Below are 22,086 nucleotides of genomic sequence, written 5' to 3'. Positions count from 1 at the left end.
GATCAAAACCAGTCGGCCGACTAAATCCCCGGGATGAAGGGGTCCTTTTTGCACGCCGATCACCCCACGAAGGGGGTGCCTATTGCACGCTGATCCTCAATCAAGGCGGACTTAGCGGCGCTGGTGCGCATCGCGCATCACAACCTCAGCCAGCTTAACGCCTTGCCGATGACGACTGCCCAGCATGGCCAGATGACCGGGCCTACGGCGGATTGGCGACGCCTGAGACTTGTGATCGGGCTGCTCGCACCGGACATTCAGCGCGCTATGCTGACCGGCACCGCACCCGGTCATGTCACGCCAGACTGGATGCTGTCGCAGGAATGGCCGCTCGACTGGGCCGAGCAGCGCGCGATGTTCGGAGCGTCGGCATGAAGATGGTTATGGACTTATCGGCCGCCTCACCGCTTCGTCCCTCCATGGACGACGATCGCCGCGACCTTGCAATCCGCCTCTGCACGCAGATCGGAATGTTGATGGAGGATGTCAGCGCTGTCGCCCTCGAATGCCGAGGAGACGAGATCGCGCTCAACACCCGCCGCGAACTCAGCGCCCACGACCCAAAGCTCTACCGCCTCATAGAAGACGTCTTTGGGCCAGGCGGCTAATCGACGAAAATCAAATCCCTACATGCACTTTCGGCGGCAGAGACTCTGCTCATTCAGGGCCTGATTTGCGGCAAATTTCCCCTGTAATTCCAGTCTCTTGGGCGCACAATCAGGCCGCCATATCCCTGTAACCTGCGGGAATGTGGGGAAGAGTTTCCCGGGGCTAAGTTATTGTTTTTAAAGAGGAAACTCGGTGGAGGCACGCGTCTGACTCGAACCAACTGCGAGGCTTTGTAAGAAAGTTATTCAAATTAGTAACTTAGTCGCTCTGCGTGGTGCTTTCGAGTGCCCGTGCCAGCCTGTTCTCGCACTGATAGTATCGATCTTCGCACGAGGAGACCGGTTCGAAAAATGGCTGGTCGACCACACTTCTGACCCTTCAATTTGCCACCATCAACTGGAACCGCTCTTTTACCAACCCGTGATACCCGTCGGGAATGAAACGCCGACGGACCTACCACGAACCTCGCCGATACAATCATCGGCGAAACCATAGACGAAACAATAGCTCGTCGTCGGGTAGCGTCCTTGTCGGGCTAGGGCTCATCGGCGCGGTCGCAGGAGGAGGTTGGGCGCTCGCAAGCCCCGAACAGCAAGCCGCCGCTCTATCGACCGCAAAGGAAGTTGCAGTGGCAACAGGCGCGATGCGAGAGCGCGCCCCCCAAGAGGGCGACTATTGGTCGGGGTGCAACGATGCTCGGGCCGCCGGCACTGCTCCAATTTATCGCGGCGAACCCGGCTATCGAGAAGGCATGGATGGCGATAGCGACGGGATCGCATGTGAGCCCTACCGGTAGTCGCCGCCGACCGCAGCGATTCACAAAATCAAATCCCTACATGCACTTTCGGCGGCAGAGACACTGCCTCTTCATGGGCTGATTTGGCACAAGTTTTCCCTGTAATTCCAGTCTCTTCGGGGCGTAATCAGGCCGCAATATCCCCGTAACCCGCGGGAATATGGGGAAGAGTTTCCTGGTGCTAAGTTATTGTTTTTAAAGGGGAAACTCGGTGGAGGCACGCGTCTGACTCGAACCAACTGCGAGGCTTTGTAAGAAAGTTATTAAAATTAGTAACTTAATCGCTCTCCGCGGTGCTTTCGAGTGCCCGTGTCAGCCTGTTCTCGCACTGATAGTATCGATCTTCGAACAAGGAGACCGGTTCGAAAAAATGGCTGGTCGACCACACTTCTGACCCTTCAATTTGCCACCATCAACTGGAACCGCTCTTTTACCAACCCGTGATACCCGTCGGGAATGAAACGCCGACGGACCTATCACGAACCTCGCCGATACAATCATCGGCGAAACCATCGACGAAACAATATCTCGTCGTCGGGTAGCGTCCTTGTCGGGCTAGGGCTCATCGGCGCGGTCGCAGGAGGAGGTTGGGCGCTCGCAAGCCCCGAACAGCAAGCCGCCGCTCTATCGACCGCAAAGGAAGTTGCAGTGGCGACAGGCGCGATGCGAGAGCGCGCGCCCCAAGAGGGCGACTATTGGTCGGGGTGCAACGATGCTCGGGCCGCCGGCACTGCTCCAATTTATCGCGGCGAACCCGGCTATCGAGAAGGCATGGATGGCGATAGCGACGGGATCGCATGTGAGCCCTACCGGTAGTCGCCGCCGACCGCAGCGATTCATAAAATCAAATCCCTACATGCACTTTCGGCGGCAGAGACTCTGCTCATTCAGGGCCTAATTTGCGTGAAATTTCCCCTGTAATTCCAGTCTCTTGGGCGCGCAATCAGGCCGCTATATCCCTGTAACCCGCGGAATTGTGGGGAAGAGTTTACTCGTGCTAAGTTATTGTTTTTAAAGGGGAAACTCGGTGGAGGCCCGAGCCGGAATCGAACCGGCGTGCAAGGATTTGCAGTCCTCTGCGTAACCACTCCGCCATCGGGCCTCATGCCGAACGCCGCGGCCGCTTGTCGCGGACCGGGCCGGGTGGAGGCGCCGCTAGTGATGGGCTTTGCCTGGCTTGTCAAGGATTCGCCGGACAGCGCGCCATAATGGCGCGATGCAGGCTTGGCGACCCGGCCGTTGCCAGCTATGCGCGGCGCGAAATGGTGGCGATGCTGTATTATCATTGCAATACAGCCCGGCTTAGGCTAGGGCGGCCGCAAGACTTTGGTCCCAGGGAATTGGAAACGACACGATGGCAACGAAATTGAGCGAGATTGGTGCGGCCGAAATGCGCGCCGCGATGGTCGACAGCCAGCTCCGCACCAACGACGTCATCGACCCTGCGGTGGTCGCGGCGATGGGCAGTGTCGCGCGCGAGGCGCATGTCCCGGCGGCGCTGGCGAGCGTCGCCTATATGGACCGCGCGATCGCGCTCGGCGACGGCCGCGCGCTGAACGCCCCGCTCGTCACCGGGCGGTTGCTGGTCGCCGCCGACATCCACCCCGGCCAGCGGGTGCTGCTGATCGGCGCCGCGACGGGCTACACCGCCGCGCTGCTCGCGAAGCTCGGCGCCGAGGTCCATGCGGTCGAGGAATCGCCGGAGCTGCTCGCGACGGCGCGCGCCGCCGTAACCGGGCCGACCGTCACATGGATCGAAGGCCCGCTCGCCGCCGGCGCGGCAAAGGCGGCGCCGTTCGACCGCATCATCGTCGAGGGCGCGATCGACGCGCTGCCCGACGCGCTGGCGAAACAGCTTGCCGAGGGCGGCCGCATTGTCGCCGCGCGCCGCGACGGCAATGTCACGCGCCTGGTCCAGGGCGTGAAGACCGGCGGCACGGTCGCGCTGCGCTCCTTCGCCGACATGGATGTCGCCCCGCTGCCCGGTTTCGCCGCCCCCAAGCCTTTCCAATTCTGACGGCCCTCCCCCTCCCGTTTCAGGCTGAACATTACGATGCACGATAAAAAGAACCAAGAGACCGGTCGCCGTACCCGCTGGCTCGCCGGCCTGGCGCTGGGCGCGCTCGTCGCGGCATCGCCGGCGCATGCCGAAACGCTGCAGGGGGCGCTCGCCAAGGCCTATGAGAACAACCCGACGCTGACCGCGGCGCGCGCCGGCCAGCGCGCGAACGACGAAAATGTCCCGATCCAGAAGGCATCGGGCCTGCCGTCGGTCGGGGCCAGCGCCGACTATCAGGAAAATCTGATGGTCCCCGGCAACAGCTTCTTCACGCCCGGCCGATCCTTTTCGACCGGGGCGCAGCTGTCGGTGCCCCTCTATCAGGGCGGCGCGGTGCGCAACGCGGTGAAGGCCGCCAAATATCGCGTCGAAGCCGGACAGGCCGACCTGCGCGCGACCGAGGCGAGCATCTTTTCGCAGACCGTCGGCGCCTATATGGACGTGATCCGGGACATCGCGATCGTCCAGCTCAATCAAAAGAATGTTTCGGTCCTGCGCACCAATTTGCAGGCGACCAGCGACCGCTTCGAGATCGGCGACCTGACGCGCACCGACGTCGCCCAGTCGCAGGCGCGCCTTGCGCTCGCCGAGGGCGATCTGCGCACCGCCGAATCGAACCTGATCCGCAGCCGCGAATCCTATATCCGGCTCGTCGGCGACGCCCCCGACGATCTGCAGCCCCCCCCGCTGCTGCCGAACCTGCCGACGACCGCCGAGGAAGCGGTCGCGATCGCGCTCAACAGCAATCCCGACATCGAGGCGGCAAACCAGCGGCTCAACGCCTCGCGCGCCGACATCGGCAGCGCACAGGCGACGCGCGCGCCCAAGGTCTCGGCGACGATCAGCGGCGGCTACAACAACAATCTCAACTCGATCCCGGCCGGGAATTCGACGTCGGAGAATACGACGACCAGCACGATCGCCGGCGTGTCGATGACCTTGCCGATTTTCCAGGGCGGCCGCGCCTCGGCGCGCGTGCGCCAGGCGCAGGCGCAGACGAGCCAGGCGATCGAAAATTATGTCGCGGTCGAACGCGACGTGATCGCCCAGACGCGCGGCGCCTATGCCGCGTGGCAGGCGAACGAGCGGATCATCGCCGCGACCGAGCAGGCGGTGAGCGCGAACGGGCTGTCGCTCGAAGGCGTGCGCGCCGAGAACAGCGTCGGCACGCGGTCGATCCTCGACATTCTCAATGCCGAGCAGGAATATCTGAACACCCAGGTCCAGCTCGTCTCGGCGCGGCGCAACTCCTATGTCGCCGCCTTTTCGGTGCTCGCCGCGATGGGCAAGGCCGAGGCGCGCGACCTGGGGATCGAGGGCGGCGCGCTCTATGATCCCGAGGTCAATTATCGCCGCGTGAAGGGTCAGCTGTGGGATTGGGCCGACGATCCGGCGCCGCAGCAGGTCGCGACCGACACCAAGGCGATCCCTGCCGCGACCGCGGCGGTTCCTGCCTATGTCGAGGTCGGCCCGAAACAATAAGGCTTGGCAAAGGCCGCCCCCGGCCGGTAAGATGATGGTTAACCGCTCGTTAGGGCGACCCTGATATCGTGGGACCCTGAGGGGCAAATGGGGGCATAAATGGGCGATCTGTCGCGAGAGCCATCTATGGAAGACATATTGTCATCGATTCGGCGCGTCATTGCCCGCGACGAGGCGCCCGGCGCCCGCGAAGCCCGTTTTGCGACGGAGAGCGAAGATGTCCTCGATCTCGACGAACAGGAATCGCACGACGAGCCCGCGCCCGTGATCCCGACCGAAGACGAGCTGGTCTCGGCCGCCAGCGCCGATGCCGCGCGCCAGTCGCTCGAGGCGCTGACCGCCGCGGTCGCCCCCGCGCCCGTCGCGGCAACCCCAGCGCCCGCGGGCGGCCGCACGATGGAAGAGGTCGTGCTCGAGGCGCTGCGCCCGATGCTCAAGGACTGGCTCGACACCAATCTGCCCGCCATGGTCGAGGCGATGGTGGCGAAGGAAATCAGCCGGATCACCGGCAAGAAGTTCTGACAATTGCTATCCTCCCTGTGCCGCAGGGAGCATCTATCTTGCCCAATCCTCCAGCAGATAGCGCGCGATCGCCAGCGGCGGCGGCGCCATGAAGCTTGCCCCCATTTCGCCCGCCAGCGCGGCGCGCACCTCGGCGCGGTCGACCCACATCGCGGCTTCGAGTTCGGTCGTGTCGATCGTCAGCGCGGGGTCGGCCGCGACCGCGCGGCAGCCGATCATCAGCGACGAGGGGAAGGGCCAGGGCTGGCTCGCCACATAGGTGACGCCCGACACCTCGATGCCCGCCTCCTCGAACAATTCGCGCGCCACCGCCTCCTCGAGCGATTCGCCGGGTTCGACGAAGCCCGCGAGCGCCGAGAAGAAGCCCGGCGGAAAGCCCGGCTGACGACCCACGAGCACACGGCCGTCATGCTCGGCGAGCATGATCACCACCGGGTCGACGCGCGGAAAATGCTCGGCATGGCACTGGCCGCACTTGCGGCCCCAGCCGCCGCGAAAAATCTCGGTCGGCGCCCCGCAGACCGCGCAAAACCGATGGCGCGCGTGCCAGTCGACAAGGCTGCGCGCGCCGCCATAGAGCGCCGCCTCCTCGGGCGACAGCAAGGGGATCAGCCGCATCACCGTCCGCGAGCGCGCATCGATACGCGCGCCCGGCGCGGGGGCACGCACGAAGCGCGGCGCACCGGCGTCGTCGATCCCGAGCAGCATCAGCGGCCGCTCGTCCGACGGATCGAGCGGCTCCCAGACCAGCCCGCCGCGCTCGCCCGGCACCGGGTCGATCCCGTCCATCGCGAGGCAGGTCGCCCGCGGATCGGCGGTCGCCGCGGCGAAAGCCTCGGGGTCGGTGCGCAGCCGGTCGGCGCGGTCGAGCCGCGCGCCGGTGAAGCCGAGCGGCAGCGGCATCAGCGCGTCAGCACGTCGGCGAAGAAGGCCTTGCCGAAGCCGCTTTGGAAGGGCAGCGCCTCGGCGGGCATATATTGGGCATAGCCGCCCGCGCGGTAGCCGCGTTTGCGATCGACGAAGCCGATCGTCCCGGCGGCGCCGCCCCAGCCGAAAACCCCTTCGCCCGTGGGCGAGGTCGGCAGCGACACGCGCCCGCCGGCGCCGAAGCCCTCGCCCTGAATGAAGCTGCCCTTGGTCTCGGCGCCCGCGGGAAGCAGGTTCGACATCGCGAGCCGGGCGGTCTCGGGCTTCAGGATACGGACGCCGCCGGTTTCCCCTTCGCCAAGCAGCATCGCGAGGAAGCGGTCGTAGTCGCGCGCGCTCGAAACCAACCCGCCGCCGCCATAGGGGATCGGCGGCTTGTCGAGATAGATCGAGCTGGTCGCGGGATCGATCGGAAACAGCGCCGGGCCGACCGGCGCATAGTTGGTCGAGAAGCGGCCGACATCGGCGGCGGCCACCTGAAAACCCGTGCTCTTCATCCCCAGCGGGTCGAAGATGCGCGCTTTCAGGAACAGGTCGAAGGGCTGGCCCGACACGACCTCGATGACGCGGCCCATCAGGTCGAGGCCCACCGAATAGCTCCAGCGCGTGCCGGGCTCATAAACGAGCGGCAGCGCGGCGAGCCGGTCGGCGAAGGCGGCAAGGCTGGGCGCAGGCGTCGCGGGCGGGAAACCCGGAAGCGTGATCCGGCTGACCTGCCCGCCCAGAATCCCCTGTTCGTTATAGGCGTCCTTCAGCGGCCCCTTCTGGATGATGCCGTAACCGAGCCCCGCCGTATGCGTCAGCAAGTGGCGCACCGTGATCTGGGTCTTCGCATCGCGCACGTCGGTGAGCGAGCCGTCGGGGGTGTTCTGAACCTTCATCTTCGCGAAGGCCGGCAGGACGTCGGCGATCGGCTGGTCGAGCCTGATCTTGCCGTCGTCGATCAGGATCATCGCCGCGATGCCGGTGACCGGCTTGGTCATCGAATAGAGCCGCCACAGCGTGTCGCCGTCGACCGCCTTTGCCGAATCCATCGCCTGCGTGCCCGCGCCGAAGATCGCGGGCGCATCCTGCCCCTTGCCGATCGCAGCGAGCGTACCCGCCAGTTCGCGCCGGTCGACGAAGCCCTTGATGAAGGCTGCGGTCGAGGGATAGAGCGCCGCGCCGTCGGCTTTGAACGCAAACGCCGCACCAGGCAGCAGCGCACCTGCGCCGCCCAGCGCCAGGCCGCCCAGCAGGGACCGGCGTGAAACCATCATGTTCATGCAATTCTCTCCCGCATCTTGTCGGTCAGTTTTCGATAGAGCGTCGGCAATCCCGCCGCGTCAAGCGCCGAAAGCGGCCACCACTCGCCTTCCCCTGCGGCATGCTCGCTTTCGCGCGCGACCAGCGTCAGGCGAAGGTCGAAATGGGTGAAACCATGGTCGACCTGAACGATCCCGGATTCGGCGGGCGGGGTGTCGCACCAGTCGCCGCCGGGCAGCGCGCGCATGCCGCCGAGCATCCCCTTGTCGGGGCGCCGGACGAGCCAGATCGCGCCGTCCTGCTCGATCCAATAGGCGAGACCATAGCGCTGCGGCTTCGCCTTCTTCGGCGGCTTGACCGGCAAGCGTTCGATGTCGGCGCGGCCGCGCGCGCGGCAATCGGCCATCACCGGGCAGATGCCGCACGCCGGTGAACGCGGCGTGCAGACGGTCGCGCCGAGGTCCATCAACGCCTGCGCGAAATCGCCGGGCCGGTCCTTGGGAACCAGCGGCGCGAGTTCGGCGCGGATCTCGCGCTTTGCCGCAGGAAGCAGGGTCTCGATCAGCCGGTGCCGCGCGATCACGCGCTCGATATTGGCGTCGATCACCACCGACGGCCGCGCGAAGGCGATCGCTGCGACCGACGCTGCGGTATAGTCGCCCACCCCCGGCAAGGCGCGAAGGCCGGTTTCGGTGTCGGGAAAATGCCCGCCATGCTCGGCCACGACGGCGCGCGCGCAGGCGAGCAGATTGCGCGCCCGCGCGTAGTAGCCGAGCCCGGCCCATGCCGCCATGACGTCGGCATCGTCGGCCGCCGCGAGATCGGCGACCGTCGGCCAGCGCGCGATGAAGCGCTCGAAATAACCCGCGACCGCCGCGACCGTCGTCTGCTGGAGCATGATCTCCGCCATCCACACGCGGTACGGGTCGGGCACTGCGGCGCTGCCCGGCGGTATGCGCCAGGGCAGCACGCGCGCCGAGCGATCGTACCAGCCCAGCAGGCGGGCCGCGAAGCTGTCGATGCTGCCTGAAGTCTGGACGCTCACCCCCCGCCTATGGCATGGCGGCGGCGATGGCGAAAGCGGACACTCCGAAAGGCGAAAAGCCGACGAAGAAGGCGGCTAAGGCCAAGAAGCCCGATGCCAGGCCTTACGAGCGGCCGCGCGGCGGCGAGGCGCGCTCGATCGCCGACCTCGTCCCCGAAATCGGCCGCACCGCGTTTCGCAAATTCGGCTTCATCCAGTCGTCGGTGGTCAGCCGCTGGCGCGAGATCGTCGGTGATCGGCTGGCCGACGTGACCCAGCCCGCGATGATCCGCTTCCCCGCGGGTCAGAAGGCCGGCGGCACGCTGCACCTGACGATCAGCGGCGCGCACGCCCCGATGCTCCAGCATGTCGCGCCCGACATCATCGCCGCGGTCAACCGCTTCTTCGGCTATGCCGCCATCGCCAGCGTGCGCATGACGCACGGCCAGGTCACCCCCGCGCCCGCCGTTCAGCCACCGGCAATGCTGAAACCCGTACCCGCCGAGCTGGGGGATAGCCTGCGCGATATCGGCGACCCGGAGCTGCGCACCGTGCTTGAGCGCATGGCGGCGGGGCTGGCGTCGGCGCCCAAAATCCCCAGAATAAGTTAGGAAAGACGGTCAACCATGCCCGCAATCCGCGTCGCCTTCGCCAAGCGCTTCGCCATCGCCGCACTCGCTGGCAGCGCCCTTGCGCTCGTCGCCGCTGCCGCGCCCGCCAAACCCTGGTCGGCGACCGTCAGCACCACCGCGATCGGCGCGCATCTCGTCGGCAATCCCGACGCCAAGGTGAAGCTGGTCGAATATTTCAGCTACACCTGCAGCCACTGCGCCGACTTCGCGAAGCTCGGCCATGCGCCGCTGAAGGCGCAATATATCGACAAGGGGCTGGTCCTCTTCGAATATCGCAACCTCGTCCGCGATCCGGTCGACATGACCGCGGCGCTGCTCGCACGCTGCGGCGCCGCCAGCGCCTTTTCGGGCAACCATCAGGCGATCTTCGCCGCGCAGCCCGTGTGGCTGAACAAGGTCGTCAAGGCGACCGACGCCCAGAAGACGAGCTGGTACGAGGGCAGCATCAGCCAGCGCGCGCGCAAGATCGCCGCGGACACCGGCCTGTTCGCGCTGATGCAGCAGCGCGGATACAGCGCGGCGACGCTGGGTGCCTGCCTCGACAGCGAGGTCGCGCAGGCGGAGCTCACCGGCATGACCAACATTGGCCTCCGCGGCGACCGCATCGAAGGCACGCCGACCTTCTTCATCAACGGCCGCAATGCCGAAGCGACCGCTTGGCCGACGCTCAAAACGAAACTCGACGCCGCGCTGAAGGCCTCGTAAAAGCCCGCCCAACCTCATAATTTCGGAGACGATCAGACCATGACCCAGCCCAAGCTGCGCATTTTCCTTCTGGCCTCGCTCGGCGCGCTCGCGCTCGCCGGCTGCGGCGACGCCAAGACCGACCCCACCGCCGAACAGGACGTCGTCGCCAAGGTCGCTCCGCCCGCGGGCAAGAGCTGGTCGGCGACGGTCAGCAAGACCGCCGAGGGCGGCTATGTGATGGGCAACCCCGACGCGCCGATCAAGATCGTCGAATTCGCGTCGCTGACCTGTTCGCACTGCGCCGATTTCTCGAAGGAAGCGCATGAAGAGATCAAGCGCGACTTCATCGACACCGGCCGCGTCAGCCTGGAGGTCCGCAACTTCATCCGCGACCCGCTCGACGCCTCGGCCGCTGCGATCATCCAGTGCGCGCCGGTCGATCGCTATTTCCCGCTGCAGGAAAATGTCTTCGCCTCGCAGGCCGAGCTTTTCAAGGGCGCGCAGGAAAATAGCGCGGGCGGCGAAGCCGCGATGAAGCTGGCCCCCGCGGAGCGCTTCCCGGCGCTCGCAACCGCCTGGAAGCTCGACACCTTCTTCCAGTCGCGCGGTATTACCGCCGATCAGATCAAGGCCTGCCTCGGCGACATCAACAATATCTCGAAGCTCGAAACCGTCACCAACAAGGCGATCGAGCAATATAAGGTGCAGGGCACCCCGACCTTCGTCATCAACGGTCAGGTCGCCGAAGGCATCGCCGCTTGGGGCCCGCTCCGCGACCGCCTCCGCACCATGGGCGCGCGGTAACGCCATATCGGCTTCGGGGGCGGGCAAAGCCCGCCCCCGGACTGCCCCAAACTGTCCTTGCGACTCCCACTGGCCCGCGTCATGACGGTGGCAGGGGGATATGTGACACGACCGTTGCGCCAGTTCCGATTCGATGACCTGCACGAGGTGATTTCGTGCAGATAAAGCGGCTGCGCCTGACCGGTTTCAAATCCTTTGTCGAGCCCACGGAATTGCGGATCGAACCCGGGCTGACCGGCGTCGTCGGCCCCAATGGCTGCGGCAAGTCGAACCTGCTCGAGGCGATCCGCTGGGTGATGGGCGAATCCAGCCCCAAATCGATGCGCGGCGGCGGCATGGAAGATGTCATCTTTGCGGGCACGTCGCAGCGCCCGGCGCGCGATTTCGCCGAGGTCGCGATCCATTGCGATACCGAGGGCGGTGTCGTCGCGGGGCTTTCCGACGCCAGCGACGGCTCTCGCGAGCTCGAAATCATCCGCCGCATCGAGCGCGGGACGGGCAGCGCCTATCGCGCCAACGGCCGCGACGTGCGCGCGAAGGACGTCGCGCTGATCTTCGCCGACGCCGCGACCGGCGCGCACAGCCCCGCGCTCGTCAGCCAGGGCAAGATCGCCAACGTCATCGCCGCCAAACCGACCGACCGCCGCGCGATGCTCGAGGAAGCGGCGGGGATCGCGGGGCTGCATGTGCGCCGGAAGGACGCCGAGCAAAAGCTGCGCGCGACCGAAACCAATCTCAATCGCCTGTCCGAAATCGTCGCCGATATGGAGGTGCGCGCCAACGCGCTGCGGCGTCAGGCGCGCGCGGCCGAAAGATACAAGAAGCTGTCGGAGGATATCCGCGTTGCCGAAGGGCGGCTGATCTACGCCCGCTGGCGCGACGCCGCCGCCGCCGCCGATCAGGCGCGCCGCGACGCCGACGCCGCCGAAGCCGCGGTGAAAACCGCGCAGGCCGAACTCGAGACCGTCTCGGCCGCGCAGGTCGAGGTCGCGACCCGCGTCGGGACCGCGCGCGCCGAGGCGCAGGCGCAGCGCGACGCGCTTGCCGAGGCGACCGCGACGCTCGTCCGCCTGCAGGGCGAGGAACGCGCGGCACGCCAGCGGCTCGAGGATCTGGCAGCGCAGCAGGCACGCCTCGCCGAGGACCGGACGCGCGAGGGCGAGTTCGCCCGCGAAGCGCATGCGGCGCTCACCGCGCTCGATGCCGAGAGCAAGACGATCGCGCAGGACATCGCATCGCACGATGCGGGCAAGACAGCGCTCGTCGACGCCAATCAGGCGGCGCAGATACGCCTTCGCGACGCCGAGGTCGCGCTGGCGCAGGCGCGCGCCAAGGCCGCAAGCGAGGCCGCCGACCGGCGCATCGCCGTGTCGGCGCGCGACACCGCCGAGGCCGCGGTGCGCCGCGTCGCCAATGAGCAGGCGCGCGTCGATGCCGAGATCGCGGCGCTTGGCGAAAGCGCCGCGCTCGCCACGACGCAGATGGAAAGCGCCAAGGCAGCCGAGGAGGCGGAGGCCGCGATAGCGAAGGCCGAAGCCGCGCTGCAGGACGCCGAGGCCGACCGCGAAGCCACCGCCGCCGAACTCGCCATCGTCGAGGCGGGACTCGCCGAAGCGCGCGCCGCGCTGGCCGCGCTCGACGGCGAAGCGGCGACGCTCGAACGCGCGCTCGCCGCAGCCAAGAGCGGCGACGACCGCATTCTCGACCAGCTTCGCGTGACACCGGGCTATGAAGCCGCGCTCGCCGCGGCGCTCGGCGACGATCTCGACGCCGGCACCACCAAGGACGCGGCACGCAGCTGGGGCGGCGCCGACAAGGGCAAAGACGATCCGGCGCTTCCCGCGGGAACGCCATCGCTCGCCGATTTCGTACAGGCGCCCGTCGCGCTCGCCCGCCGCCTCGCGCAGGTCGCCGTCGCCGAAACCGATAGCGGCCAGCGCCTCGCGGTCGGCCAGCGCCTCGTCACGACGGGCGGCGTCATGCGCCGCTGGGACGGCTTCGTCACGCGCGGCGACGGCGCAACCGCGACCGAGCGGCTGCAGCGCCAGAATCGCCTCGACGCGCTCGCCGCGCAGCGCCCCGAGGTCGAACGCGGCGTGCAGGAGCTGAAGGATCGCCGCGACACCGCGGCCGCCAAGGCAGCAGACCTCGCCGAAGCCGCGGCCGCCGCGCGCAAGGGTCTCGCCCAGGCCGACGAGGCGCGCCGCGCCGCGCTGCGCGCCGCCGATCAGGCGCAGGCCGCGCTCGACCGCCACCGCGACGCCGCCGCGCTGTTCGACCGCCGCCTCGCCGAAATCGCCGACGCCGCAAAGGAGGCCGCCGACGCCCTCGCGGCGCAGGAAGCCGCGCTCGCCGCGCTTCCCGACGAGCGGCTCGCGCGCGCCGCCCTGGACGCCGAGGAAGCCGCGACCGAGCGCGCGCGGGGTGACGCCAATGCCGCCCGCGACACCCTTGCCACGCACGACCGTACCCTCGCGACCTTGAGCGAGCGCCAGGCCGTGGTCAGCGCCGAGATCAAGAGCTGGAAGGCGCGCGCCGGCGAGGCCGCGCGCCGCGTCACCGAAATGGACAAGCGCGCGGAAACGCTGGCCGCCGAAGCCGCAAAGCTCGCCGACCTTCCCGAACAGCTCGCGGGCGAACGCCGCGCCGCCGAGGCGCAGCAGCTCGCGATCCGCGAGCAGGTCGCCGCCGCCGAAGCGCGCGAGCGCGAGGCCGAAGCCGCGCTCCGCGAAGCCGAGACCGCGCTCACCGCGATCCGCGAGCGCGTCGCCGCTGCGCGTGAGACTCGCGCCGGCGCGGTCGCGCGCTCCGAAAATGCCGAGCTCCGCCGCGTCGAGATGGGCCGATTGTCGGGCGAACGCTTCGAATGCCCGCCGCCACTGCTCCCCAAAAAGGCCGGCTTCGACGAAGAGAGCGTCGGCGACGCGATGCACGAATCGGCGCAGCACGACCGGCTGATCGCCGACCGCGAGCGGCTCGGCCCGGTCAACCTCGTCGCCGCCGACGAACTCGCCGAACTCGACGCCGAGCGCGAGAAGAGCGCCGCCGAGATCGAGGAGCTGACGCAGGCGGTGAACCGCCTCCGCGGCTCGATCGGCAATCTCAACCGCGAGGGCCGCGTCCGCCTGCTCGCCGCCTTCGAGACGGTGAACGAACATTTCCAGCGGCTGTTCACCACCTTGTTCAACGGCGGCCAGGCGCATCTCGAACTCGTCGATTCGGACGACCCGCTCGAGGCGGGCCTTGAAATCATGGCGCAGCCGCCGGGCAAGCGCCTCGGCACGCTCACGCTCCTGTCGGGCGGCGAGCAGGCGCTGACCGCGGTCGCGCTGATCTTCGGCCTGTTCCTCACGAACCCCGCGCCGATCTGCGTCCTCGACGAGGTCGATGCGCCCTTGGATGACGCCAATATCGAGCGCTTCTGCGACCTGCTCGACCGCATGACCCGCGAGACGAACACGCGCTACCTGATCGTCACCCACAATGCGGTGACGATGGCGCGCATGCACCGGTTGTTCGGCGTGACGATGATCGAAAAAGGCGTCAGCCGCCTCGTCTCGGTCGACCTCGGCGGCGCCGAGGAGCTGCTGGCTGCGGAATGAGCTAGGGCGCGCTGCCCACGACCAGCATCGCCGCGAAGATCAGCAGCCCGGCAAAGCGGTTGCTGCGGAATTTCGCGAGCGCGTCGGCGCCGTCGGCGGGGCTTAAAGTCACGACCTGCCCCGTCAGGTGCAGCGCCGCCGGGACCAGCGCGACGAGCACCAGCGGATCGGGCCGCACGCTCCACAGCGCCCCCGCCCAGCAGGCGAGCGCGACCGCATAGCAAAAGCCGACGCCGCCCTTCACATGCCGCCCCATCGCGCGCGCGCTCGACTTCACGCCGACGAGGGCGTCGTCCTCGATATCCTGGAGCGCATAAATGGTGTCATAGCCGATCACCCAGGCGATGCAGCCGGCATACAGCAGCGGCAGGCCAAGGCCCCCGGGGCCTTCGACCGCGACCCAGGCGACGAGCGCGCCCCAGCTGAAGACAAGCCCCAGCCACGCCTGCGGCCACCAGGTGATCCGCTTCATGAAGGGATAGGCGGCAACGAGAAACAAGCTGGCGAGCGCGACGATCTGCGCGCGCCACGGCAGCTGGACCAGCACCAGCAGCCCGACAAGCGACAGCAGCAGCGTCCACAGCAGGGCGTTGCGCACCGACACCGCGCCGCTCGCCACGGGACGCGATGCCGTCCGGGCGACCCGGGCGTCGAGATCGCGGTCGATAACATCGTTATAGACGCACCCCGCGCCGCGCATCGCGATCGCACCGAGCAGCAGCCAAAGGAACAAGGACCAATGCGTGAGCGCGCCGCCACCCAGAGCAATGCCCCAGGCGCAGGGCCAGTAAAGCAGCCACCAGCCGATCGGCCGGTCGAAGCGCGCGAGCAGCGCATAGGGCCGCGCGCGCGCGGGCAGAAAGCCGAGGAAGCCCTGGATCTGGCTGTCGGGAGGATGCGTCGCAGTCATCGGCACCGCGCCCGATAGCAGGGCTGGCGCCGCCGATAAATCCCCGATTCCCTTTAAATCCGCGCCGCGCGGATCAAGGGCAGCTCGATACCGGAGCCGTCGGCGAGGGATTGATGATCCCGGCTCCATTGCCGGTGTCGAGATCGCGCCCTTCGCGAATGTTGAACGCCGATTCGGTCCGAATGAGCCGCGGCCCCAGCCAGTTGCCATAGGCGACCGGCTGGTACTGATAGGCGATCTCGACGAACATGATCGCGGTGCCCGACGTCGCGGCAACGGGCTTGGTCGATGGGCCCATGCCCTTGAAGCTCGTCCCGGTCTTGCCCGTGCCCTGCTTGCCATAGCTGGAATTGACCGGCAGGTCGCCATAGCAGCGCTGCCACTTGATTTCCTGCCCGCCCTCGTCGTTCATCTCGAGGCTCGACAGGATGATCCGGCCATGCTGCTTGAAATTCAAGCCCTTGGCCTGCGCTTCCGCACCGGCGAAGATGTCGTTGATGTCCACCTCGCGCACCTGCGGCAGCGACAGATTGCTGCCGAACGCGATGCGTGACGCATTGTCGGCGGTGTTGAAAGCAATCTGGCTGATCCGCGTGTTGACCAGCGTCAGGTTCGACATCTCTATTCCGCCGAACATGATGAGGACGAGCAACGGCGTGCAGAAGGCCATTTCGACCAGCACCGTCGCCCGATTGTTCTGAAGCAAACGCACGCGGCGCGCGGCGCGCCGGCCAACGATTGAGGCGCGGCGGAGGAGAGGGTTCAGCTGCATATGACCTTACTCACGGACGTGTTGGTCGAATAGGGCTGGTTGCGAAGCACGGTCGTCGCGTACAGCGTCTTTTCCTGCGGTTGACCGAGCATGCGCCAGATCGGCAGGATGCGGTCATATTTCATCGAGGCGATATAGACGACGACATCGTCGGAGCTGCCGTTGCCGGTGTTGCCGCGATCGGTGTCCCAATTCGCGTTGCCGTTCATATCCTCGAAGCATTCGCCGCTGTCGTAGCGGTTGTTGCCATTCTTGTCGGTGAACGGCTCAGGCTTGCCGACCTCGGTGAAGCTTTCATAGGCGCGGCGGGAGAAGTCGACCTGCGCATTTTTGAACACCGTGCGGACCTTGTTGCGCACGACAATGTCGAGCGCCGCGGTATTGTTGATATAGCCTTCGGTCGTCGACGAGCGCGCCGCGATGTTCACCGCGCCCTGCAACACCTGCTGGCCATAGAGTTGCCAGCAATAGTCGATGCCGCCGAGCGTCAGCATCAGGAACAGCGGCGCCGCGAGCGCGAACTCCATGAACGCTGTCCCGCGCTTGTCGCGCGCCAGGCCGCGCGCCATGCGGCGGGCAAGAAGGAAACGCCCGATCATTGCGACAGCCTCAGCTTCGAAATCTGCCGGGCGATCGCCTGGAAATTCTCGTTGAGCTGCGCCGAGTTGGCCGCCGAATAGGTCTTGCCAGGCGTCGCACAATTCTTGAGCGCGGTCGTGATCGAGGTGCCGAAGCCGACGACCCAGATGGTGACATTCTTTGCCTTGATCGCCGAGCAAATCTGCTGGAAGCGGTTGGTGTGGCGTTTGATCGCCTCGTTCTCGTTCGTGCCCGAACCGATGCGGCCGGTCGACTGCTCCTGGCTCTGGAACGACAGGTTCGCTGGCGGCGCCGTCGGCTCGCCGTCGGTCATGAAGACGATATGGCGTGCGATCGGCCGCTTGTTCGGCGCTTCCTTGTTGTCGCTGGAGAAGATGCCGTCGGGCGAAAGCAGGCGCCCGCCCCAGACCATGCCCGCGTCGTGATAGGTATAGCCGTTCGCTACCAGATTCCCGATGTAATCGACGAAGTCGTCGCGGTCGGCCTTCGTCATCGTCGTCAGCTTCTTCGCCTGATAGGGGCAGGCGGCGATGTCCGGGTTCGATATATTGGTATCGCGGAAACTGTTGACCTTGCTTGTGCTGTTCGACGTCGTCGTCGCCTGTGAGCCCCGGCTGTAGCCGAAGTCGGGCAGGAACATCTTCCACTTGGTCGCATCGTCGTTGGTCGGGACCAGATCGATGTTCATGTCATACGCATCGGCGGGCGCAGTTTGGGTCGATGTGAACGGCTTGGTGTCGGCCTCGATGATGCAGCCGCCCCATGACGCCGTCAGGTTCGTGCCCCTTGTGAAGGTATCGAAGGTCAGGCTGTTGCCCGACTTCGCCGGGGTGACGTCAAACGTCCGGTCGTGATAGGTGAAAAAGCTGAATTTCGGCGTTTCCGTTGTGGTCGACGGCGTCGTGCGCGTGAAGGTGCCGGTGCGCGTCTCGCGATAGCATTTGGTCGCCGTCGCGTTCCACACATACCGATATTGGGTGAAGGTATAGGGCTGCGCCGTGCTGTAGTCGGTGATGCGATTCTTGTTCGCGTCGATATATTGTCCGGTCTGCGTGGTCGTGGCCGTGCCGCCTGCGGGCGAGCTGCTCGCGGGAGGGACCAGGGCGGAGCAGGCACTGCTGCTGCTGGCATAACTCGTGGTGTTGGGCTGCGTCCAGTTTCCATAGGTGGTTGCGCCGTCGGTCGCCGTGCCGGTGCTCGTCGTCGGCGAGTTATAGCCGGAGAAGGTCGGCGTGCGCGACGGCATCGTCACCTGATCCGAAATCCACGATGGGTTGGCCGACATCAGGAGCGGCCCGACATTGACCGTGCCGCTGTAAGGCACCACGCCGAACCGCAGGCGGCCGTCGCCAAGGTCGGCGGTGGTCAGCGTGTCGAAGAACGCGATCGACGCCTGTTTCAGGCCGGCGATGCGCGACATCGAGTCGCCCGAATTGACCGTATCCATCGACCCGGTCACGTCGAGCACCATCACGATGTCGGCGTTGGATATCTCAAGCTTCGCCGTGCAATTGACCGACAGATCGAAGGCTTGGAATCCGAAGACTTTCATGACCGTCGTGGGCAGGCGCGCGGTCGCGGTCCCGTTGACGTCGGCGCTGTTCGCGGCGACCGTGCTGAAGGTCACGCCGCTGCTGCCATAGGCATTGTCAGAGTAATTCACGCCGAACATCTTCTGCGCTTCGTCCTTCGCCGCCTGTGTATAGGTGCCGCCCGCCATGTGGCGGCGGCCGGCGAGCGCGCCCGCATCGCACGCCTGCTGCAGGCGAAGCTTCGCCATATAGGCGCGGCCGATGTCGATGCCCGACCCGGCGAATCCGATAATCGGAATGATCATGGCCGCGGTCAGCATCATGGCGTTGCCGCCCTGATCGCGTAGCAGCTTCGAGGCGCCAGCCCGCAGGCGGCTGATACAGGTCCCTCGCATGGTCTAAACCCCTCTTGGTCCTAGCCACGCGAACCCACCCAGATGCGTGACTGGTATCGTTCCACCTAGGGGAAGACTGCTTACCAAATTGCTAATCGCCGCCGGACGGATTCCCCGTTTTCTGCGGCTTTTGACCCGTTACGGGACAACAGGGCCCGGTTGAGCGCGATAGATGCACGATAAATCGCCTTCTGCTATCGCATCATCCATGCCCGCTACTCCCGCCTGGCCGCCCGCCAGCACACCCCGTCTTTACGTCGACCAGCCGCTCGGCCCCGACGCCGCACCTGTGATCGACGGCGCCGCCGCTCATTATCTGCTGGGGGTGATGCGGATGAAGGTCGGCGACCCGCTGCTGCTGTTCGACAATATCAGTGGCGAATGGCTGGGCACCGTCGCCGAGGCCGTCAAGCGGTCGCTGACGATCCGCATCGAGCAGCAGACGCACCCCCGCGAAGCGGTGCCCGATCTCTGGCTCTGCTTCGCGCCGGTCAAGAAGGCGCGGCTCGACTGGATCATCGAAAAGGCGACCGAACTCGGCGTCGCACGGCTGCAACCGGTGATCACCGAGCGAACGATCGTCGAGCGGGTCAAGCAGGAGCGGCTCGCGGCGCAGATGATCGAAGCGTGCGAGCAATGCGGGCGCACAGCGCTTCCCGAGCTCACCGAGCCCGTAAAGCTGCCGCAGTTGCTGAAGACCTGGCCCGCCGAGCGCGCCCTGCTGTTCGCCGACGAAGAAGGCGGCGCGCCGATGGCCGAGGTCGCGGCGACGGCGCCCGCAGCGATCCTGACCGGCCCCGAAGGCGGCTTCACCGCGCGCGAGCGGGCGATGCTGCTTGCTGCGGCGCCGGTAAAACGGATCGCGCTGGGTCCGCGCATATTGCGCGCCGAAACTGCGGCGATCGCGGCCATCAGCCTGTGGATGGCGCAGCACGGCGACTGGCGCGGCTAGGCAATCCTGTTTCATTTCGGGACAAGATTGCTGCCAGAGTGGCAGCAATTAACTCCATATTAGTCCTATCGCTACAAAGGCTTGGCCATGCAACGGCGGGACCAGAGCCGAGTCCGCTGGCGTGGGGGCCGGCGAACGCTGCTAGCGCGGGCACTGACCAGGCTCGTCCGGCTGGGGTTGGCGCTCGCCGTTGCACCCGCCGCGCACGCGCAGCGCGTCATCGTGAACCCGTCGTTCGAATCGAACGATCCGCAGGGCCCCGGCGCCGCCAATTACGAAATCTATTCGAACGGGGCGGTGGCAGGCTGGGACTCGGCCTCCGGCGAGATCGAGCTGTGGGACACGGGATTTCAAGGCGTCCCTGCCTACGACGGGTCGGTGTTCGCCGAGATGAATGCGAACGTCCCCGGCGCTTTCTACCAGAATATCTGCATGGTGAACGGCGAGACGATCGGCTGGACCTTTGCCCATCGCGCGCGCGCGGGCGGCCCGGCGACGCAGACCGCGCGCTTCCAGATCGCGAACAGCAGCGGCACGCTGATCCAGAATCTTGCGACCCAGGCGTCGGTGGTCAACAATGTCTGGAACGTCAACACCGGCACCGCGACCTACACCGGCGCATCGGGGGTGCAGCGCGTCCAGTTCATCACCACCGACCCCGGCAGCTATGGCAATTTCCTCGACGACATCCGGATTTCGCTCAACCCGTTCGTCGAAATGTCGACCGCGAGCGCCGCGGGCGTCGAATCGATCGCGTCGGCGAACGTCCCGGCGCTGCGCGTCAGCGGCACGCTTTTCACGGCGCGCACGGTCAACGTCGGCATCACCGGCGGCACCGCCACCCTCGGCGCCGACTATACGACCCCGGGCGGCGGCGCGAACTTCACCGTGACGATCCCGGCCGGCACCTACAGCAACACGACCGTCCCGCTCGGCATCACCATCATCGACGACACCGCAACCGAGAGCAGCGAGACGATCCAGATCGCGCTGGGCACCGGCGCCGGCTATACCGTGTCGAGCACCGCAAGCTGCGGCGGCGCGCCGATCACGGCGAGCAGCTACACGATCACCGACAATGACTCGCCCGTGGTGCTCGCCAAGGCGTGGACGAACGGCATCGCCGGCGACGCGGTGAGCCTGTCGATTGCCGGCGGGCTCATCCCCGTCGCCGGATCCTCGACCGTCGGCGGCAGCACGACGAACGCGACCTCGGTCGCGGTCGCGGGATCGACGCTGACGCTGACCGAAGCCTTTGCATCGGGCAACGCCGCCAATTACAACAGCAGCCTCGAATGCCGCCGCAACAGCGACAATGCGCTCGTCGCGACGTCGGGGACCGGGCTCAGCCGCACGGTCGTCATGCCGTCGGGAAGCGCGCTCACCTGCACCTGGACCAACAGCCGCAAGTCGGCCACGCTCGTCGTGCGCAAGAGCTGGGTCAATGCGCTCGTCGCCGACGCGGTCACCGTCGCCACCACCGGCCTCGTCAACAACGCCAGCCTTGCCTCGGTCGCCAACAGCGCGACCGAGACCGACACCAACGCCGCGGTCACCGTCTACGCCGCCGAGGCCGCAACGCTCGGCGAGAGCTTCACCGTCGGCAATGGGGCGAATTACGCACAGGCGCTCGCCTGCACCGGCAATGCCACGGCGCTCGCGGGCAATGTGCTGACGGTGAACGCCGCCGACACCGCGATCGTCTGCACCTTCACCAACAGCCGCATCGCGCAGCAGATCCGGCTGGCGAAGCAGTGGAGCGGCGCGACGACCGGCCACACGGCAAGCGCGGCCACGACCGGCGGCCCCGCCAACCCGAGCTTCAGTTCGACTGCGCCGACCGCGACGACCGGAAGCTATGTCACCGTCCGCGCCGGCGATGTCCTGACGCTGCCCGCCGAAAGCTGGGGCGGCGGCGCGGTCGCCGCGCTCTACAATGCGACGGTCGAATGCACCGGCGGCAGCCCGCTGGCGAGCGGCGCCACCGGCCGCACGCTGACGATCGCGGGCAACACGGCCGCGACGACCTGCACCTACACCAACGCCTATGTCCTGCCGCTGTCGATCGCCAAAACCTCGGTCGCGTACAGCGACCCGTTCAACGGCGCGCTCAATCCCAAGCTGATCCCCGGCGGCTTCGCCGACTACACCCTCACCATCACCGCCCCGACGGGCACCGCGCCGACGTCGGGCAGCGTGATCGTCACCGACATCATCCCCGCGAACCTCAGCTTGTTCGTCGGCGCCTATGCACCCGGCCCCGGGCCGATCGCCTTCGGCCCGGGATCGAGCGGGCTGACCTACAGTTTCGTCAGCCTCGCCAGCACGACCGACGACGTCTCCTTCTCGAACGATGGCGGGGTCAGCTGGACCTATGTTCCGGCGGCCGACGCGAACGGCGTCGACGCCAATGTGACGCACATCCGCATCAACCCGAAAGGCAGCATGGCGCCCGGATCGAGCGTCACGATCAACCTGCGTGCGCGGGTGAAATAGGCGTCGAAACCGGGGCGCAACCGCCCGATTGCATTCTGTA

General features: G+C 66.7%; 20 protein-coding genes and 1 tRNA gene. 13 read left to right on the top strand and 8 right to left on the bottom strand.

All coding sequences use genetic code 11. The features are described 5' to 3' along the window. Positions 1 to 123 precede the first annotated feature (123 nt). The 4 genes from ATE67_RS15620 to ATE67_RS22060 all read left to right on the top strand — a co-directional run bounded on the left by ATE67_RS15620 (position 124) and on the right by ATE67_RS22060 (position 2,221). Complete coding sequence (locus ATE67_RS15620) at positions 124 to 375, top strand: hypothetical protein (protein WP_058817580.1); 252 nt, start codon at positions 124 to 126, stop codon at positions 373 to 375. A gap of 44 nt (positions 376 to 419) precedes the next feature. Next, on the top strand, positions 420 to 608 hold the full coding sequence (locus ATE67_RS15615) for a hypothetical protein (RefSeq protein WP_156417055.1): 189 nt from the start codon (positions 420 to 422) through the stop codon (positions 606 to 608). Between the two features lie 437 nt (positions 609 to 1,045). Further along, positions 1,046 to 1,405 carry an excalibur calcium-binding domain-containing protein gene (locus tag ATE67_RS22065; protein ID WP_082660415.1) on the top strand — a complete coding sequence of 120 codons (360 nt, stop codon included), beginning with the start codon at positions 1,046 to 1,048 and terminating at the stop codon, positions 1,403 to 1,405. 456 nt (positions 1,406 to 1,861) lie between these two features. Further along, positions 1,862 to 2,221 carry an excalibur calcium-binding domain-containing protein gene (locus ATE67_RS22060; protein WP_082660414.1) on the top strand — a complete coding sequence of 120 codons (360 nt, stop codon included), beginning with the start codon at positions 1,862 to 1,864 and terminating at the stop codon, positions 2,219 to 2,221. Between the two features lie 212 nt (positions 2,222 to 2,433). Here ATE67_RS22060 and ATE67_RS15610 read toward each other — a convergent pair. Next, positions 2,434 to 2,507, bottom strand: a tRNA-Cys gene (locus ATE67_RS15610). A gap of 252 nt (positions 2,508 to 2,759) precedes the next feature. On the opposite strand from ATE67_RS15610, the gene ATE67_RS15605 reads away from it, so the two are divergent. From ATE67_RS15605 to ATE67_RS15595, 3 genes are all read left to right on the top strand, one after another. Further along, positions 2,760 to 3,422, top strand: coding sequence for a protein-L-isoaspartate O-methyltransferase family protein (locus ATE67_RS15605; RefSeq protein WP_082660413.1), 663 nt, complete (start codon positions 2,760 to 2,762; stop codon positions 3,420 to 3,422). A 36-nt stretch (positions 3,423 to 3,458) separates the two neighbouring features. Then, the gene (locus ATE67_RS15600) at positions 3,459 to 4,946 is read left to right on the top strand and encodes a TolC family outer membrane protein (RefSeq protein WP_058817578.1); all 1,488 of its coding nucleotides are present in this window, start codon (positions 3,459 to 3,461) and stop codon (positions 4,944 to 4,946) included. 99 nt (positions 4,947 to 5,045) lie between these two features. After that, complete coding sequence (locus tag ATE67_RS15595) at positions 5,046 to 5,468, top strand: DUF2497 domain-containing protein (protein WP_058817577.1); 423 nt, start codon at positions 5,046 to 5,048, stop codon at positions 5,466 to 5,468. Positions 5,469 to 5,501: 33 nt separating this feature from the next. On the opposite strand, the gene nudC is transcribed toward ATE67_RS15595, so the two are convergent. Genes nudC through ATE67_RS15580 form a run of 3 tightly spaced genes read right to left on the bottom strand, consistent with a single transcriptional unit; the run spans position 5,502 to position 8,685 of the window. After that, positions 5,502 to 6,371 carry an NAD(+) diphosphatase gene (nudC, locus tag ATE67_RS15590; RefSeq protein ID WP_058817576.1) on the bottom strand — a complete coding sequence of 290 codons (870 nt, stop codon included), beginning with the start codon at positions 6,369 to 6,371 and terminating at the stop codon, positions 5,502 to 5,504. Further along, complete coding sequence (locus tag ATE67_RS15585; RefSeq protein ID WP_058817575.1) at positions 6,371 to 7,660, bottom strand: serine hydrolase domain-containing protein; 1,290 nt, start codon at positions 7,658 to 7,660, stop codon at positions 6,371 to 6,373. Before ATE67_RS15585 ends, nudC begins: the two co-directional genes overlap by 1 nt. After that, the gene (locus ATE67_RS15580; RefSeq protein ID WP_058817574.1) at positions 7,657 to 8,685 is read right to left on the bottom strand and encodes an A/G-specific adenine glycosylase; all 1,029 of its coding nucleotides are present in this window, start codon (positions 8,683 to 8,685) and stop codon (positions 7,657 to 7,659) included. The genes ATE67_RS15585 and ATE67_RS15580 overlap by 4 nt, the downstream gene beginning before the upstream one ends. A 26-nt stretch (positions 8,686 to 8,711) precedes the next feature. Between ATE67_RS15580 and ATE67_RS15575 the strand changes: the two genes are divergently transcribed. From ATE67_RS15575 to smc, 4 genes are all read left to right on the top strand, one after another. Next, on the top strand, positions 8,712 to 9,275 hold the full coding sequence (locus tag ATE67_RS15575; RefSeq protein WP_058817600.1) for a DUF721 domain-containing protein: 564 nt from the start codon (positions 8,712 to 8,714) through the stop codon (positions 9,273 to 9,275). Positions 9,276 to 9,290: 15 nt separating this feature from the next. Then, on the top strand, positions 9,291 to 10,001 hold the full coding sequence (locus ATE67_RS15570; protein WP_058817573.1) for a thioredoxin domain-containing protein: 711 nt from the start codon (positions 9,291 to 9,293) through the stop codon (positions 9,999 to 10,001). Between the two features lie 39 nt (positions 10,002 to 10,040). Then, positions 10,041 to 10,787, top strand: a complete 747-nt coding sequence (locus ATE67_RS15565; protein WP_058817572.1) for a thioredoxin domain-containing protein — start codon at positions 10,041 to 10,043, stop codon at positions 10,785 to 10,787. A 155-nt stretch (positions 10,788 to 10,942) separates the two neighbouring features. Continuing rightward, positions 10,943 to 14,389, top strand: coding sequence for a chromosome segregation protein SMC (gene smc, locus ATE67_RS15560; protein ID WP_058817571.1), 3,447 nt, complete (start codon positions 10,943 to 10,945; stop codon positions 14,387 to 14,389). A 1-nt stretch (position 14,390) separates the two neighbouring features. Here smc and ubiA read toward each other — a convergent pair whose 3' ends face one another. The 4 genes from ubiA to ATE67_RS15540 form a co-directional block, all read right to left on the bottom strand. Further along, a complete protein-coding gene (ubiA, locus tag ATE67_RS15555) occupies positions 14,391 to 15,299 on the bottom strand; it encodes a 4-hydroxybenzoate octaprenyltransferase (protein WP_058817570.1) in 909 nt (302 codons plus the stop codon). Positions 15,300 to 15,372: 73 nt separating this feature from the next. Beyond that, positions 15,373 to 16,011: a TadE/TadG family type IV pilus assembly protein gene (locus ATE67_RS15550; protein ID WP_231728186.1), complete on the bottom strand. Its 639-nt coding sequence runs from the start codon at positions 16,009 to 16,011 to the stop codon at positions 15,373 to 15,375. Positions 16,012 to 16,061: 50 nt separating this feature from the next. Then, entirely contained in the window at positions 16,062 to 16,670 is a 609-nt protein-coding gene (locus tag ATE67_RS15545) for a TadE/TadG family type IV pilus assembly protein (protein ID WP_156417054.1), read from the bottom strand. Beyond that, positions 16,667 to 18,598, bottom strand: a complete 1,932-nt coding sequence (locus ATE67_RS15540; protein WP_058817568.1) for a TadE/TadG family type IV pilus assembly protein — start codon at positions 18,596 to 18,598, stop codon at positions 16,667 to 16,669. The genes ATE67_RS15545 and ATE67_RS15540 overlap by 4 nt, the downstream gene beginning before the upstream one ends. A gap of 208 nt (positions 18,599 to 18,806) precedes the next feature. On the opposite strand from ATE67_RS15540, the gene ATE67_RS15535 reads away from it, so the two are divergent. Together ATE67_RS15535 and ATE67_RS15530 are read left to right on the top strand one after the other, a co-directional pair. Then, a complete protein-coding gene (locus tag ATE67_RS15535) occupies positions 18,807 to 19,550 on the top strand; it encodes a 16S rRNA (uracil(1498)-N(3))-methyltransferase (RefSeq protein ID WP_058817567.1) in 744 nt (247 codons plus the stop codon). A 177-nt stretch (positions 19,551 to 19,727) separates the two neighbouring features. After that, entirely contained in the window at positions 19,728 to 22,046 is a 2,319-nt protein-coding gene (locus ATE67_RS15530) for a hypothetical protein (protein WP_058817566.1), read from the top strand. Positions 22,047 to 22,086: the final 40 nt, after the last annotated feature.

It is taken from the genome of Sphingopyxis sp. H050 (genome assembly GCF_001468265.1).
Taxonomy (GTDB): Bacteria; Pseudomonadota; Alphaproteobacteria; order Sphingomonadales; family Sphingomonadaceae; genus Sphingopyxis.
This window is presented reverse-complemented; position numbering and strand designations above follow the sequence as displayed.